At 72.5% G+C, this 15,020-nt stretch carries 16 protein-coding genes; 13 read left to right on the top strand and 3 right to left on the bottom strand.

Going from position 1 to position 15,020, the window contains the following annotated elements; genetic code table 11:
* Window positions 1-26: 26 nt before the first annotated feature.
* Both BJ999_RS30930 and BJ999_RS30925 read right to left on the bottom strand, forming a co-directional pair.
* The gene (locus BJ999_RS30930) at window positions 27-596 is read right to left on the bottom strand and encodes a hypothetical protein (RefSeq protein ID WP_179836532.1); all 570 of its coding nucleotides are present in this window, start codon (window positions 594-596) and stop codon (window positions 27-29) included.
* 94 nt (window positions 597-690) lie between these two features.
* Window positions 691-1,230 carry a hypothetical protein gene (locus BJ999_RS30925; protein ID WP_179836531.1) on the bottom strand — a complete coding sequence of 180 codons (540 nt, stop codon included), beginning with the start codon at window positions 1,228-1,230 and terminating at the stop codon, window positions 691-693.
* A gap of 180 nt (window positions 1,231-1,410) precedes the next feature.
* Here BJ999_RS30925 and BJ999_RS30920 point away from each other — a divergent pair, with 180 nt between their 5' ends.
* The 12 genes from BJ999_RS30920 (at window position 1,411) to BJ999_RS30865 (ending at window position 13,062) form a co-directional block, all read left to right on the top strand.
* Entirely contained in the window at window positions 1,411-2,670 is a 1,260-nt protein-coding gene (locus tag BJ999_RS30920) for a sensor histidine kinase (RefSeq protein ID WP_179836530.1), read from the top strand.
* The gene (locus BJ999_RS30915; RefSeq protein WP_179836529.1) at window positions 2,658-3,305 is read left to right on the top strand and encodes a response regulator; all 648 of its coding nucleotides are present in this window, start codon (window positions 2,658-2,660) and stop codon (window positions 3,303-3,305) included. Before BJ999_RS30920 ends, BJ999_RS30915 begins: the two co-directional genes overlap by 13 nt.
* On the top strand, window positions 3,302-4,102 hold the full coding sequence (locus BJ999_RS30910) for a DUF4097 family beta strand repeat-containing protein (protein ID WP_179836528.1): 801 nt from the start codon (window positions 3,302-3,304) through the stop codon (window positions 4,100-4,102). The genes BJ999_RS30915 and BJ999_RS30910 overlap by 4 nt, the downstream gene beginning before the upstream one ends.
* Window positions 4,103-4,498: 396 nt before the next feature.
* Window positions 4,499-5,536, top strand: a complete 1,038-nt coding sequence (locus BJ999_RS30905; RefSeq protein ID WP_179836527.1) for a methionine ABC transporter ATP-binding protein — start codon at window positions 4,499-4,501, stop codon at window positions 5,534-5,536.
* Complete coding sequence (locus BJ999_RS30900; protein WP_179836526.1) at window positions 5,533-6,189, top strand: methionine ABC transporter permease; 657 nt, start codon at window positions 5,533-5,535, stop codon at window positions 6,187-6,189. The genes BJ999_RS30905 and BJ999_RS30900 overlap by 4 nt, the downstream gene beginning before the upstream one ends.
* A 37-nt stretch (window positions 6,190-6,226) precedes the next feature.
* Window positions 6,227-7,042: a MetQ/NlpA family ABC transporter substrate-binding protein gene (locus BJ999_RS30895; protein ID WP_179836525.1), complete on the top strand. Its 816-nt coding sequence runs from the start codon at window positions 6,227-6,229 to the stop codon at window positions 7,040-7,042.
* A gap of 89 nt (window positions 7,043-7,131) precedes the next feature.
* Window positions 7,132-8,109 carry an STM4015 family protein gene (locus BJ999_RS30890; protein ID WP_179836524.1) on the top strand — a complete coding sequence of 326 codons (978 nt, stop codon included), beginning with the start codon at window positions 7,132-7,134 and terminating at the stop codon, window positions 8,107-8,109.
* Between the two features lie 13 nt (window positions 8,110-8,122).
* Complete coding sequence (locus BJ999_RS30885) at window positions 8,123-9,076, top strand: STM4015 family protein (RefSeq protein ID WP_179836523.1); 954 nt, start codon at window positions 8,123-8,125, stop codon at window positions 9,074-9,076.
* Window positions 9,073-10,143: an STM4014 family protein gene (locus BJ999_RS30880; protein ID WP_179836522.1), complete on the top strand. Its 1,071-nt coding sequence runs from the start codon at window positions 9,073-9,075 to the stop codon at window positions 10,141-10,143. Before BJ999_RS30885 ends, BJ999_RS30880 begins: the two co-directional genes overlap by 4 nt.
* The gene (locus BJ999_RS30875) at window positions 10,131-10,931 is read left to right on the top strand and encodes an STM4013/SEN3800 family hydrolase (protein ID WP_179836521.1); all 801 of its coding nucleotides are present in this window, start codon (window positions 10,131-10,133) and stop codon (window positions 10,929-10,931) included. The genes BJ999_RS30880 and BJ999_RS30875 overlap by 13 nt, the downstream gene beginning before the upstream one ends.
* Window positions 10,928-12,208: an STM4012 family radical SAM protein gene (locus BJ999_RS30870; RefSeq protein WP_229810149.1), complete on the top strand. Its 1,281-nt coding sequence runs from the start codon at window positions 10,928-10,930 to the stop codon at window positions 12,206-12,208. Before BJ999_RS30875 ends, BJ999_RS30870 begins: the two co-directional genes overlap by 4 nt.
* Window positions 12,208-13,062, top strand: coding sequence for an STM4011 family radical SAM protein (locus tag BJ999_RS30865; protein ID WP_179836520.1), 855 nt, complete (start codon window positions 12,208-12,210; stop codon window positions 13,060-13,062). Before BJ999_RS30870 ends, BJ999_RS30865 begins: the two co-directional genes overlap by 1 nt.
* Before the next feature lie 88 nt (window positions 13,063-13,150).
* Here the strand turns inward: BJ999_RS30865 and BJ999_RS30860 are convergent, their stop codons facing one another.
* Entirely contained in the window at window positions 13,151-14,146 is a 996-nt protein-coding gene (locus tag BJ999_RS30860; protein ID WP_179836519.1) for a helix-turn-helix transcriptional regulator, read from the bottom strand.
* A gap of 166 nt (window positions 14,147-14,312) precedes the next feature.
* Here BJ999_RS30860 and BJ999_RS30855 point away from each other — a divergent pair, with 166 nt between their 5' ends.
* Window positions 14,313-14,855, top strand: coding sequence for a YdeI/OmpD-associated family protein (locus tag BJ999_RS30855; protein WP_179836518.1), 543 nt, complete (start codon window positions 14,313-14,315; stop codon window positions 14,853-14,855).
* Window positions 14,856-15,020: the final 165 nt, after the last annotated feature.

Raw genomic sequence — 15,020 nt, 5'->3', positions numbered from 1 at the left:
GCCGTTCGAGAACGAACGGTCAAATATCAGCCCTGGGACGCCACCGGGACGGACGGGCGGTCCAGGTCCATGACGTCCAGCACCGCGCCGTCGGAGGCGAGCGCCTCGATGACCGGGCCCCGGCGGGCGCCCCAGACCACGACGACGTGCCCGTGCTCGGGGACGTCCAGGATCCGCTTGCCGACCCGCACCCGCGCGACCTCGGCCGAGGCCCGCAGCCGCGCCTCGTTCACCCACTTGGCGCCCCATGGCAGCAGCCGGTTGGCGTTGCGCACCGTCCGGGCCGACCCGTACTTGAGCAGATGCCGCCCCATCTCGCCGGACGAGCGGCGCGCCAGCGGCTCGTCGGGGGCCGACCCGCCTGCGCCGCCCAGCTCCATCCACTCGCCGTCGCGGCGGTGGAACGTCCAGCCCTCGATGAACGAGGGCGCGGAGTCCCCCCACTGGTAAAGGAACGTGACAACGGCGACGTCGCCGTCCTTGTCGAGCCCGAGCGGAAGGTAGTCCCGGCCTTCGGCGAAGGCGGCGGGAGCGGGGACGGGAAGGCCGTCCCGGAGGAGCCGCAGGCACTCCTCGTGCACCTCGTGGTCGTTCATGATGGGGGACCTCTGATCGTGCAGGCAGGGCAAAGGGCCCTCCCGCGAGAGGGCCCCACGTGGCACTCACTCTAGACGTCCGGCTCGTCTGGTTTCACCCGTCTGGCGTACTCCCGACAAGCCTTTGCCATCTGTCCTTCATCTCATGGTCGACCACCGGCCCGCGGGGCCGGAACGCCCGCGCGGCGAGGGTGGCGCACAGTGCGGCCAGCGGCAGTTCCACCCCCGCGGCCAGGGCGATCGCCATCGCCCGCTCCCCGCCGGGCGGGGCGGTCATCACGTCGAACCAGGCGTCGACGGCCAGCAGCGTCCCGGCCGCGGCGGCGCCCAGGCCGTGGCGCGGATCGCGTCGCAGGAGCAGCACGCCGGTGCCGAGCAGCGCGGCGGCCTCCATCGCGTCCAGCCCCAACCAGGCGGTGGACCAGTTCGACACCGTGGTGGTGGGCGGCATGGTGGCGGCGAGCATCCACATCCAGGGCACCAGCGCCGCGGCGCCTCCGATGAACGCCCAGCCGAGCCGCCGGCCTCCCGCCGTCCGTCGCGCGACGGGGCCGGGCGCGGAGCGCGGCCGGCGCCGGACGGCGACCGCGGGACGGGGGGAGGGGGGACGGGGGCGGGCGACGACGGCGACCATGGGAACTCCTGCGGACGGTGATCGGTGCGCATCCGCTGCCCGGATGCCTGATCAAAGCCTCGCCGGGAACCGCCGCGCGATCAGTAGCGCACCCTTCCGATCCGGGGTGGCACTGGGTTCACCCCCGGCCCTGCACCCTGGTTCATGGCGGCACCCGAACTGGGGCAATACGGTTTCCCCATGGCATCCCTCTCCGCGGCCCGGCGCGTCCGCGTGCACGCTCCGTGGTCGGCCGCGGCATGGCGCGACACGGTGTTCGTCGCCTCCGGGGTGCCGCTGCAGCTCGCCGGGTGGCTGATCCTCGGCTCCCTCTGGACGGTCTGGACGCCGATGCGGGTGACGCCGATCCTCCTGCTCACCGGCGCGTCGGTGCTTCTGCTGCTGCTCGCGCTGCGCCCGCTGACGTCATGGCAGCGGGAGCGGTGCTGGGCGATGCTCGGTCTCGACATCCCGCGGATGCCCGGCTTCGACGACGGGCGCGCCTGGGACGCGCTGCGCGACCTGCGCTCGCCCGAGCTGTGGCGGGTGGTCCAGTACCACCTGCTGGCCGGGCCGTTCCTCGCCCTCGGCGGGCTGGTCGTGATCGCGGCGTGGGCGGCCGGGCTCGCCCTCGCCACGTCCGCGACCTACGCGTGGGCGGTGCACTCCACCGACCGGTTGGTCGACCATCCGCAGCGGTTCGCCGTCCTCACCGCGGTCGGGGTGCTGCTCCTGGCGGCGGCGCCGTGGGCGGCGGCGGGCGTCCGGCTCCTGGACGCCCGCGCCGCCGCCGCGCTGCTCGGCCCCGACCGCGCGAAGGAACTGCAGCGGCGCGTCGAGGACCTGGCAGAGAAGCGCGCCAGCGTGGTGGACGCCGCCGACATCGAGCGCCGCCGCATCGAACGGGACCTGCACGACGGCGCCCAGCAGCGGCTCGTCTCCCTCGCGCTCAACCTCGGCCTGGCGCGCGAGACGCTCACCGGCGTCCCGGACGAGGCCATGCGCGTGATCGTGGAGGCGCACGAGGAGGCGAAGGCGGCGCTGACCGAGCTGCGCGGCCTGATCCGCGGCCTGCACCCGGCCGTGCTGGAGGACCGCGGCCTGGACGCCGCCCTGTCCGGCGTCGCCGCGCGGGTGCCGCTGCCCGTCCGGCTCCGCGTCGACATCGAGCCGCGCGCCTCCTCCACCGTCGAGGCGGTCGCCTACTTCGTCGTCTCCGAGGCCCTCACCAACGTCGTCAAGCACGCGCGAGCGAACGAGGTGGACGTCCGCGTGGCCCGCCGCGGCGACGCGCTGCTGGTGACCGTCCGCGACGACGGCGCGGGCGGCGCCGACCCGGCCGCCGGGACCGGCCTGACCGGGCTCGCCCGCCGCGTCCGGTCCGTGGACGGCACCTTCCGGATCACCAGCCCCGCGGGGGGCCCGACGACCGTCACCGTGGAGTTGCCGTGCGCATTGTGATCGCCGAGGACTCGGTCCTGCTGCGGGCCGGGCTGATCAAGCTCCTGGAGACTTCCGGGTTCGAGGTCGCCGCGGCCGTCGGCGAGGCCGAGGGACTGCTCGCCGCCGTGCGCGAGCACCGGCCCGACGCGGCGATCGTGGACGTCCGGATGCCGCCCGGTTTCACCGACGAGGGCGTGCGCGCGGCTCTGGTGATGCGGCGCGAGACGCCCGAGACCGCCGTGCTGCTGCTGTCGCAGTACGTCGAGGAGCGGTACGCGGCCGACCTGCTGTCGACCAGCACCAGCGGGGTCGGCTACCTGCTCAAGGACCGCGTCGCGGACGTGTCGGTGTTCCTGGACGCGCTGCGCCGGGTCGCCTCCGGCGGCACCGCGCTGGACCCCGAGGTCGTCTCGCAGCTGCTGCTGCGCCGGCACCGCGACCCGCTCGACCGGCTCACCCCGCGCGAGAGGGAGGTGCTCGCCCTCATGGCCGAGGGGCGCTCCAACGCGGGCATCGCCGCGGCGCTGGTGGTGAGCGAGAGCGCGGTCGCCAAGCACATCAACGGCATCTTCGCCAAGCTCGACCTCCCGCACGCCGAGGGCGACCACCGCCGCGTCCTCGCCGTGCTGCGCTTCCTGGGCGGCGAGGGGTGACGGCCCCGGCCGCACCGGACCGGCCGAGGCGCCGCGCCGTCTGGATCGTGCTGGCGCTCGCGACCGCGCTGGCCGTGGTCGCGCCCGCCGGCCTGCTGGCGTTCGGCCGGGTCGTCCAGCGGACCTCGACGTCCATGACCCCCTACCGGCACACGATCCGGGAGGTGCGGCTGGACGTGAGCGGCGCCGAGGTCTCGATCGGGCCGGGATCGGACGGCGAGGCGCGCGTCTACAAGGATCTCCGCTGGGGGCCGAACAGGCCCGAGTTCACCGAGTCGCTGGTGGACGACGTCCTGTTCGTCACCTTCCGCTGCTCGGGGCCGGACTGGCCGGGCGCCGAATGCGGGGCGGACATCGACGTCCAGGTCCCGGCCGGGGCGCGCGTGTCGGCGGTCTCCGGCTCCGGGCGGATCGACGTGCGCGGGGTGACCGGCGACCTCGACCTGCGGACCGGGTCCGGGGAGATCGACGTCACCGGCGCGCGCGGTCGGCTGCGGCTGCTGGCGAGGTCCGGCACGATCACCGGCCGCGCCCTCGCCGCGCCGAAGACGCAGGCGGACGTGTCGTCGGGCACCCTCGACCTCCGCTACGCCGAGCCCCCGGGCGCGGTGGACGCCTCCGCGGGGTCCGGCACCGTGAAGATCATCGTCCCGCCGGGCTCGCGTTACCGGGTCGCCGGGTGGACCGGCGCGGGCAACGCCCACCTCAACCCGGCCGTCTACGACGACCGCTCGCCTCGCCGGATCTCCGTCCGCAGCGGCTCGGGCGGGACCTACATCGACTACCGCGACGGCTAGGGCGAACGCCGCGATCCGGAGCGATGAGCATCACACCGGGTGGATTTGCGTCATCGGTGTGTGGCCGGTTAACTGCTGATATGCCTTCCGTACGCCCGTGCCATGAGCACCGCCCGCCGATGCGGCGGGCCATGCGGCGTACGTGTTGCCGGCGAATGTGTGACCACTGAGGGCCCCCGCCTGAGACTCGCGCCCCGAAGCGAGCGAACTCCGACCCCCTGAGTCGCGCATGTGTTTCGAACGCCACCTGCTGAGCCACGCACCGTACCCGCCCGGTCTTTCCTGAGCGCGGGGCGCCGCCTCGGCGCATCCTCCGACACCCGGCAGATCCTGATCGCCGACCCGTCCTGAACGCCGCCGCGCTCCGGCGGCCCCCGTCCGCATGGGTGATTCCCTGTGATTCAGATCGAAAAACTTCGTAAGGTCTACCGCGGCCGCGGCCGCGAGGTGACCGCCGTCGACGGCGTCGACCTGACCGTCGCCGAGGGCGAGGTCTTCGGCGTGCTAGGCCGCAGCGGCGCCGGCAAGAGCACCCTGCTGCGCTGCGTCAACCTGCTGGAGCGCCCGGACGAGGGCCGCGTCGTGGTCGGCGGCCGGGACCTGCTCGCGCTGCGCGGCGGGGAGCTGCGCCGGGCGCGCCAGGGCATCGGCATGATCCACCAGCATTTCGGCCTGCTCGGCAGCAGGACCGTCGCCGGGAACGTCGCGTTCCCGCTGGAGGTCATGGGCGTCCCGCGCGCCGAGCGGGCCGGGCGCGTCGCCGAGCTGCTGGACCTCGTCGGGCTCACCGAGCACGCGAAGGCCCACCCGGCGAAGATCTCCGGCGGCCAGAAGCAGCGCGTCGGCATCGCCCGGGCGCTCGCGGGACGGCCGAAGGTGCTGCTGTCGGACGAGGCGACGTCGGCGCTCGACCCCGAGACGACCGCCTCGATCCTGGAGCTGCTGCGCGACCTCAACCGCCGGCTCGGCCTCACGATCCTGCTCATCACCCACGAGATGGACGTGGTGAAGCGCATCTGCGACTCGGCCGCGGTCATGCGGGAGGGCCGGTTCACCGAGTCGGGGCCGGTGCCCGCGCTGCTCGCCCGCCCGGGCTCGGAGCTGGCGCGCGGCCTGTTCCCGCTGCCGCCCGCCGAGCCCCGCGACGGCACGACGCTGGTCGAGGTCACCTTCACCGGCGGCGCGACCGACGAGCCGTTCGTGTCGGCCCTGGCCCGCAAGTACGCGCTGGACGTCAACATCCTCGGCGGCGCCGTGGAGACGGTCGGCGGCGAGCGCGTCGGCCGGCTCCAGCTCGAACTGCCCGGCGACCCGGCGGACAACGCCGCGCAGCTGGCGTTCCTGCGCGAGTCCGGCCTGGCCGTGCAGGTCGGAAACCCCGTGGTCGGAAACCCCGTGCAGGTCGGAAACCCCGTACAGGAGGACCCCCGATGAGCTGGGACGAGGTCATGCCGCTGCTGTGGCCCGCCACCCGCGAGACCCTCTACATGACCGGCGTCGCGACGCTGTTCACCGCCGTCCTCGGGCTCCTGGCCGGGGTGCTGCTGGTGATCACCGAGCGGGGCGGGCTGCTGCCAGCGCCGCCGGTCAACGGCGTGCTCGGCGTCGTGGTCAACATCGGCCGGTCGCTGCCGTTCCTGATCCTGATGGTGGCGATCATCCCGTTCACCCGGGCGGTCGTCGGCACCAGCATCGGCAACGCCGCCGCGATCGTCCCGCTGACCGTGGGCGCCATTCCGTTCTACGCGCGGCTCGTCGAGATCGCGCTGCGCGAGGTCGACCCGGGCGTCGTCGCCGCGGCGGACGCGATGGGCGCCACCCGCCGCGAGATCGTCGGCAAGGTCCTGCTGCGCGAGGCGCGGCCGGGCCTGGTGTCCGGGCTGACCGTCACCGTCATCGCGCTCATCGGCTACACGGCCATGGCCGGGACGGTCGGCGGCGGCGGGCTCGGCAACCTCGCCGTCGTCTACGGCTACGAGCGCTTCGAGACCAAGGTCATGGTCTCCACCGTGGCGCTGCTGGTCGTCATCGTCCTGATCATCCAGGCCGCGGGAGACCTCGTCGCCCGCCGGCTGACCCACAAATAGCACCGATCCCCTGGAACCACAGAGAAAGGCACTCCTCGTGCTTCGCAAGCTCACCGCCGCGCTGGCCTCCGTCGCCCTCCTCACGGGCCTCACCGCCTGCGGCTCCTCCTCGGCGTCCGACGATCCGGACGCCCCGCTCAAGGTCGCGGTCAACCCCGTCCCGCACGGCGACATCCTCAAGTACGTCAAGGACGACCTGGCGGGCAAGGCCGGCCTCAAGCTGGAGATCGTCACCTTCAGCGACTACCAGCAGCCGAACACCGCGCTGAAGGAGAAGCAGGTCACCGCCAACTACTTCCAGCATGTGCCGTTCATGGAGGAGTTCGAGAAGAAGTCCGGGACGAAGCTGGCGTTCGTCGCGCCCGTGCACCTGGAGCCCCTCGGCGTGTACTCGAAGAAGGTGAAGAGCCTGCAGGCCGTCCCGCAGGGCGCGACCGTCGCCGTGCCGAACGACCCGGCCAACGAGGGGCGCTCGCTGAAGCTGCTCGCCGACAACGGCCTGATCACCCTCAAGCCGGACGCGCCGACCAGCGCGACCGAGCGGGACGTCGCGAGCAATCCCAAGGGCCTGAAGTTCAAGCCGCTCAAGGCCGCGCAGCTGCCCCGCTCGCTGGAGGACGTCGACCTGTCGGTGATCAACGGCAACTACGCCATCGAGGCCGGGCTCGCCCCGAACAGGGACGCGCTCGCCGCCGAGAAGGCCGAGGGCAACCCCTACGCCAACGGCATCGTCACGCTGCCGGAGGACAAGGACGACCCGCGCGTGAAGAAGCTCGTCCAGCTGCTGCAGGGCCCCGAGGTGAAGAAGTTCGTCGAGGACAAGTACAAGGGGTCGGTGCTGATCGCCTCCTGACCCGGACCGTTCCCCGAACCGCGGAAACCGGCGCGGTTTGTCCGCCGGTCCTGATAGGACATGTGCCGACGATCAGGCGAAGGGGACCCATGGGCATCTATCAGCACCTTGAGGAATATGTCGGCCTGCCGGTGGCCACGTTCAACGAGGACACCGGCACCGAGGAGGAGGACGACGGCCGCGGCGCGGGCTCCGATCCCGTCAGCGGAGAGGACTTCCCGCCCGCGGGCGAGGCCGCCTGGTTCGTCGGGACCTCCTTCGACGAGGAGCCGTTCGGCGAGGTCTTCGCGCGGTTCCTGGAGACGATCGACACCACCGAGGTGACGGCGCTCATCATCGGCTACTGGGGCGCGTCCTACGAGCTCGAGAAGGTCCCCGACCCGGTGGCGCTGCTGACCGGGGCGGCCGCGTCGTTCCCGAAGCTGCGGTCGCTGTTCCTCGGGGACATCACCGGCGAGGAGGCGGAGATCTCCTGGATCGAGCACGCCGACATCTCGCCCCTTTTCGCCGCGTTCCCCGACCTGGAGCGGTTGGAGGTGCGCGGTGCGCAGGAGCTCTCCCTCGACCCGATCAAGAGCGAGGCGCTGAAGGTGCTGCGGTTCGAGTCGGGCGGGCTGCCGGCGCGGATCGTCCGCGCCGTCGGGGCGAGCGACCTGCCGAACCTGAGGCACCTCGACCTGTGGCTCGGCGAGGCGAACTACGGCGGCGACACCACCGTCGCCGACCTCGCGCCGTTCCTGTCCGGCGAGCGGCTGCCGGCGCTGCGCCACCTCGGCCTGGAGGACAGCGAGATCCAGGACGAGATCGCGGCGGCGGTCGCCGGCGCGCCGGTCGTCGCCCGGCTGGAGTCGCTGAGCCTGGCGATGGGCATCCTGACCGACCAGGGCGCCGAGGCGCTGCTGGCCGGCCAGCCGCTCACCCATCTGCGCAAGCTGGACCTGCACCACCACTTCCTGTCCGACACGATGATCGAGCGGGTGCGGGCCGCGCTGCCCGGCGTCGAGGTCGACCTGGACGAGCAGGAGAAGCCGGACGGCGACTGGCACTACATCGCGGTGTCCGAATGATCGCGGTGTCCGGATGATCCAGGAACGCCTTTCCACCTTCGCGGGGCTGCCCGTCCACACCTTCGACGGCGAGCCGGACGGCCCGCTGCCGGAGCCGGGGGACGTGGCCTGGGGCGTCTACCACCACGTCCACGACAACGGCGTGTGGGGCGCGGAGGTCCCCGAGAACCTCGACCTCCTCCTGGAGAAGGTCGAGACCGCGCAGGTCACCCATCTCGTCATCGGCTTCTGGGGGTTCAACACCGAGGACTTCTCCCCGGTCGAGTGGCTCGTGGACAACGCCGAGCGGTTCCCGCGCCTGCGGGCGCTGTTCCTCGGCGACATCCTCGACTGGGACGTGCACATCTCCTGGATTCAGCACGGCGACATCTCGCCGCTGTTCGACGCCTTTCCGGGGCTGGAGCACTTCGAGATCCGCGGCGCGTCCGACCTGCGGTTCGAGCCGCTGCGCCACGAGCGTCTGAAGGTGCTGCGGATCGAGTCCGGCGGGCTGCCGGTCGAGGTCGTGCAGGCGGTCGCGGGCGGCGACCTGCCCGCGCTGGAGCACCTGGACCTGTGGATCGGCTCGGACATGCACGGCGGGTCGTCCGCGGCGGAGGACTTCGCGCCCTTCCTCACCGGCGAGCGGTTCCCCTCCCTGAAGCACCTCGGCCTGGAGAACGGCCCGTTCCAGGACGAGCTGGCGGAGGCGCTGGCGAGCGCCCCGGTCGTCGCCCGGCTGGAGTCGCTCAGCCTGGCGATGGGGATGCTGTCGGACCGGGGAGCGGAGGCGCTGCTGTCCGGGCAGCCCCTCACCCATCTGCGCAGCCTCGATCTGCACCACGCCTTCCTGAGCGAGCCGATGGCCGAACGGCTCCGGGCGGCGCTGCCCGGCGTCGAGCTCGACCTTGAGGACGCGCTGGGCGAGGCGGCGTGGGTGGGACAGGAATGGGCGTTCAGCGACTTCTATGTCGCGGTGTCGGAATGACCCTCGCGGTGGTCGGCACGCCCGGAGACCGGCGTCCCGCGCTGTTCGCCGCGGCATGCCGGTCCGCCGGGCTGCCCGAGCCGCGGCTCGTCCCCTGGACGGACGTGCTGCGCGGAGCCCCGCTCTCCTTCCGGGCGGGTGAGGCGGTCCGCGTCGACTCGCCCGGCGAGGACCCCGAGGCCGACGCGCTGCTGCGCGGTCCCGGCGCGCCCGAGCGGGCGGGCGGCGGGGCGCGGTGGCACCGGACGTTCACCGCGGCGCTGCGGCGGCTGTCGGCGGCGGCGTCGGCGTCCGGTGCCCGGCTCCTCGGCGACGTCGAGGAGATCGCGGTCATGTTCGACAAGCGGCTGACCCACGCCCGCCTGCTCTCCGCGGGTGTCCCCGTGCCGGTCGCCCTGCCCGAGGTCAACGGGTACGGGGAGCTCCGCTCCCGGATGGACGAGGCAGGCGAGCGGCGGGTGTTCGTGAAGCCGGCGCACGGCTCGTCCGCCTCGGGGGTGGTCGCGCTCCAGACCGCCCCGGGCCGCGTGCGGGCCGTGACGTCGGCCTTCCTGGCCGGCGACCGGCTGCTCAACTCGCTGCGCGTCCGCTCCTACGGGACCGAGGACGAGGTCGCGACGCTGGTCGACCTGCTCGCGCCGGACGGCCTGCACGTCGAGCGGTGGCTGCCCAAGGCGACGCTCGACGGGCGCGTGTTCGACCTGCGCGTCGTCGTCATCGACGGCGAGCCCACGCACGCGGTCGTCCGCACCAGCCGGACCCCGATGACGAACCTGCACCTGGGCGGTGCCAGGGGAGACCTGGGGACGGTGCGGCGCGCGCTCGGGGAGGGCGGCTGGAAGCGGGCACTGGACGTGTGTGCGCGCGCAGCCGCCTGTTTCCCGGGCAGCCCGATGGTCGGCGTCGACCTGCTCGTGGGATTCGGATTGAAGCGGTTCGCGGTGTGCGAGGTGAACGCCTTCGGCGACCTGCTCCCCGGGCTGACCGGCCTGCCCGGAAGCTCCGCCGAGGGCCTGGACACCTACGGCGCCCAGGTCAGGGCGATGGTGCACGCATGCACGACATGAACGCGGTCATCGGCGGCCACGACGTGCTGCTGGTGACCCTCGACACGCTGCGCTACGACGTGGCCGCCGAACTGGCCGCGGCGGGGGAGACCCCCACCCTCACCGGACTGCTCCCGGAAGGACGCTGGGAGCGCCGCCACACACCCGGAAGTTTCACCTATGCCGCGCACGCGGCGATGCTGGCCGGCTTCCTGCCGACGCCCGCGTCGCCCGGCCCGCATCCGCGACTGTTCGCCGGCGCCTTCCCGGGCAGCGAGACCACCGCCCCCGGCACCTGGACGTTCGAGGCCGCCGATCTGCCGACGGGCCTTGCCGCCGCCGGCTACCACACGGTCTGCGTGGGCGGCGTCGGGTTCTTCAACAAGCTGACGCCGCTCGGGTCGGCGCTGCCGTCGCTCTTCGCCGAGAGCCACTGGGAGCGCGGGTTCGGCGTGACCGACCCGGAGTCGCTGCCCAACCAGATCGACCGGATCGCCGAGGTCATCGCGCGGCTGCCTGCCGAACGCCGCCTGTTCCTGCTGCTGAACGTCGCGTCCCTGCACCAGCCCAACTGGTTCTACCTGGAGGGCGCCACACGCTCGGACGGGGACACCCGTGCGACCCACGCCGCCGCCCTCCGGCATGTGGACGCGCACATCGGCAGGTTGTTCGGGCTGATGCGCCGCCCGTGCTTCGTCATCGTCTGCTCCGACCACGGGACGGCGTACGGCGAGGACGGCCACACGGGCCACCGCATCGGCCACGAAGTCGTCTGGACCGTTCCTTACGGGGAGTTCGTGCTGTCGTGAACCCATACCGGGCGTACGTGTACGCCTACCCGCACAAGACCGCCTACCGTCCGCTGCAACCGGCACCCGGATTGCGTGATGTGTGGGCGGGGGAGTCGCTCGACGCGCTCTTCCTGTACCTGCACGTTCCCTTCTGCGAGATGCGGTGCGGCTTCTGCAACCTCTTCACCCGCACCGGCGCGCCCGAGGAGCTGACCGGCGCCTACCTGGACGCGCTGGACCGCCAGGCGACCGCGGCCCTGGACGCCCTGGACGGCGCCGCCTTCGCCACCGCGGCCTTCGGCGGAGGGACGCCGACCTACTTCACCGCGTCCGAGCTGGAGCGGCTCTGCGGCATCGCCGGACGCTTCCCCGGGTTCGGGTCGATCCCGCTGGGCGTGGAGACGTCCCCGGCGACCGCCACCACCGACCGGCTGGCCGTCCTCGCCGAGCACGGCACCACCCGCGTCTCCATCGGCGTGCAGAGCTTCCTGGACGAGGAGGCCCGCGCGGCCGTCCGGCCGCAGAAACGCGCCGAGGTGGAGGCCGCGCTGGACCGCATCCGCGCCGTGGGGTTCCCCATCCTCAACATCGACCTCATCTACGGCATCGACGGCCAGACACCCGCGACGTGGTCGCACTCCTTGAACGCCGCTCTCACATGGCGCCCGGAGGAGATCTACCTCTACCCGCTCTACGTCCGCCCGCTGACCGGCCTCGGACGCCGCGCCCAGGACTGGGACGACCAGCGCCTCACCCTCTACAGGCTCGGCCGTGACCACCTTCTTGGCGAAGGCTACGAGCAGGTGTCGATGCGGATGTTCCGGCTGCCGTCCTCAGGCGCCGGCGGCACGGAGTACTGCTGCCAGACGGACGGCATGGTCGGCCTGGGCTGCGGAGCACGCTCCTACACCTCCCGTCTCCACTACTCGTTCGAGTACGCGGTCGGAGCCGGGCAGGTGCGTTCCATCATCGACGACTACGTGCGCGAGACCGACTTCAGCACCGCCCGCGTCGGTTTCACACTGGACGAGGACGAACGCCGCAGGCGGCATCTCGTCCAGTCCCTCCTGCAAGCGACCGGTGTCGACCTGGGCACCTACCGAGCGCGCTTCGGGAGCGACCCGATGGACGACTTTCCCGCTGACCTGAAGTCGTTCGCCGACCGCGGATGGCTGGAGACCGCCGAAGACGTCGTCCGGCTGACGCCGGAAGGGCTCGCCTACTCCGACGCCATCGGCCCGGCACTCTTCTCGTCCCGCGTCCAGGCGCTGATGGCGTCCTACGAGGCGCGGTGATGGACCATCTGACGATCCTCTACCGGGGGCCGTTGGCCAGTTGCGACTACGACTGCCCGTACTGCCCGTTCGCCAAGCGCCGCGACACCCCGGAGAAGCTCCGCGCCGACCGCGCCGCGCTCGAACGCTTCACCGAGTGGGCGTCACGTTGCGACCACCGTGTCTCGGTCCTGTTCACGCCGTGGGGGGAAGGGCTCGTCCGCTCCTGGTACCGGCGCGCCCTGACCGACCTCAGCCACCTTCCGAACGTGGAACGGGTCGCGATCCAGACGAACCTCAGCCACCGCGTCTCATGGACGGCCGGCGCCGACCTCACACGCTTGGCGCTGTGGGCGACGTACCACCCCGGCCAGGTTCCGTACGAGCGGTTCCTGGGCAAATGCCGGGACCTGTCGGTGCGCGGGGTCCGCTACAGCGTCGGAATCGTCGGCCAGCCGGAGCACCTCGACGCCGCCCGCCGCCTGCGCGCCGACCTTCCCGCCGGAACATATCTCTGGGTCAACGCGGCCGAAGGGCGCACCTACGACGACGCCGAGGCCGCCTCCTGGACAGAGATCGACCCGCTGTTCCCCGTGAGCCGCCACCCGCACGCGAGCCGCGGCCTCACCTGCCGGACGGGGAACACGGTCGTGTCAGTGGACGGCGACGGCACGGTCCGCCGCTGCCACTTCGTCCCGTCCGTCCTGGGGAACCTCTACGACGGCTCGTTCCGTGCCGCACCGACGCCCCGCCCGTGCCCTCTCGACACGTGCGACTGCCACATCGGCTACGTCCACCTCGAACCCCTCGGCCTCTACGACACCTTCGCCGGCGGCATCCTCGAACGAATTCCCGCCCTGTTCAGCCACCCCTGACCATTACCCGCGCGGTGAACCGCACGACGGCCGTGAGATCGCGCGGCGGACATCGCGTCGTGCGCGCTGCCGGAGCATGAACCGCTCTTCATCGGTCCCGGCCCTCACCCGAAGCCTGGTCTTGCCCGCTCTGCCCCTCTGGATCGCCGGTGTAGCGGCCGGCGAGTTCGGCGCCGATCCGGGCGAGTTCGCGCCGGACGCTGCCGGGCTCGACGACGTCGAGCAGCGTCCCCCAGCCGGCGAGGTGGCGGGCGATGTCCAGCGGGGTCGGGGCGGCCAGCCGGACCCGGACCCGCCCGTGGTCGGCCTCGCCGTCGGTGTGGCAGTGCCGTCCGAACTGGTCGCGCAGGATCGGCACGAACCGCTCCTCGACGAGCACGGTCGCCCATGTGCGCGAGCGACGCCGTTCGATATCGTCGACGACCTCCTGCCAGGCGCCGGCCAGGGTGAAGTCGTCAGGGCGTTCGGCGGGAAGGCCGGTGGGCTCGGCCCGGGTGATCCGGTCGACGCGGAAGGTTCGCCGTCCTCGGTCGGTATCCGCCAGCAGGTACCAGATGTCGTCCTTGTCGATCAGACCCCACGGGTCGACCAGCCGTTCCGTCGCCGCTCCGGTGCGGCCTGCGTAGGCCAGGCGGACCTTGCGGCGGCGGATCACGGCGGTCTGCAGCAGGTCGACCATCGCGGGCCGGGGGCGGTCCCGCTCGCCCCACCGGACGGGGTCGACGATCGTCGCGTCCATGGCGGCCCCGGCGTCGGTGCGGAAGGTCCGCGGCAGGGCTCCCATGAGCTTGCGCAGCGCCGCTCTGGCCTCGGGTGACACGGCGGCGGGGCCGGCGAGCAGGAACAGGGCCTGCGCCTCGGCCGCTGTCAGACCGCTGAGATCGGTGCGGGCGCCGCCGACCAGTTGCCAGCCGCCGCCGCGCCCCGGCTGCGGATAGACGGGGACGCCTGCCGACGCGAGCGCCTCCAGGTCTCGGCGGGCGGTGGCCACCGACACCTGGAGTTCGGCCGCCACGTCGGCGGCGGTCACTCGGCCGCGGACCTGCATCAGCAGCAGGACGGCGACGAGGCGGTCGGCGCGCATGGAACCAGATTCTCCAACAAAGTGCTCAGAGGATGAGCACTTTACCGGGAAGCATGGAGGTCGTCGCCCACCGAGAAGGGAACCCACCGATGCTGCGAGGCCTCACCACCGACCGACCCCTCCGGCACCATCCTCGGCGTCGTGACCCGTGGCAGGTCGTGGGCCGATGATGCACTTCGCGGACGCCGCCGAGTGGGAGGCGTGGCTGGCCGAGCACCACGACAGCGGTGACGGCGCCTGGCTGAAGATCGCCAAGAAGGGGGCGGACACCGGCTCCGTCACGATCACGCAGGCGCTGGAGATCGCGCTGTGCTACGGCTGGATCGACAGCCGGCGCAGGTCCTATGACGAGCACTTCTACCTGCAGCGGTACTCACGCCGCCGCAAGGGCGGCTCCTGGTCGCGCAAGAACGTCGAGCGCGTGGAGGCCCTGACCGCCGCCGGGCGGATGCGACCGCCCGGCCTGGCCGAGGTCGCCGCCGCCCAGGCGGACGGCCGCTGGGCGGCCGCCTACACCGCCCAGCGGGACGCCGGCGTCCCGCCCGACCTGACGGCCGCGCTCGCCGCCTGCCCGCAGGCCGCCGCCCGCTTCGAGGCGCTCGACAGGACCACCCGGTACCTCCTGATCCTTCCGCTGCTCAAGGCCCGGACCCCGGCCGGGCGCGCCGCCCGCCTGCACAGGGCGGTCTCCGACCTGATGAATCAGTAGACCGGGGCGCAGCATGATCGGGGGCGCGTCACTTCTCACCGGCCGGGCCGCCTGCACTGGTCCGAGTACGACTTCACCCGAGAACAAGCGGCTCAACGCACGTCCTGTTCACCCGCCGGCAAGACGGGGGCGGTTCCGCCCAAGATCTGGTCGGAACCGCCCCCA

It is taken from the genome of Actinomadura citrea (assembly GCF_013409045.1).
Lineage (GTDB): Bacteria > Actinomycetota > Actinomycetes > Streptosporangiales > Streptosporangiaceae > Spirillospora > Spirillospora citrea.
Note: the sequence above shows the minus strand (reverse complement) of the source record. Positions and strands in the feature narration are given on the sequence as shown.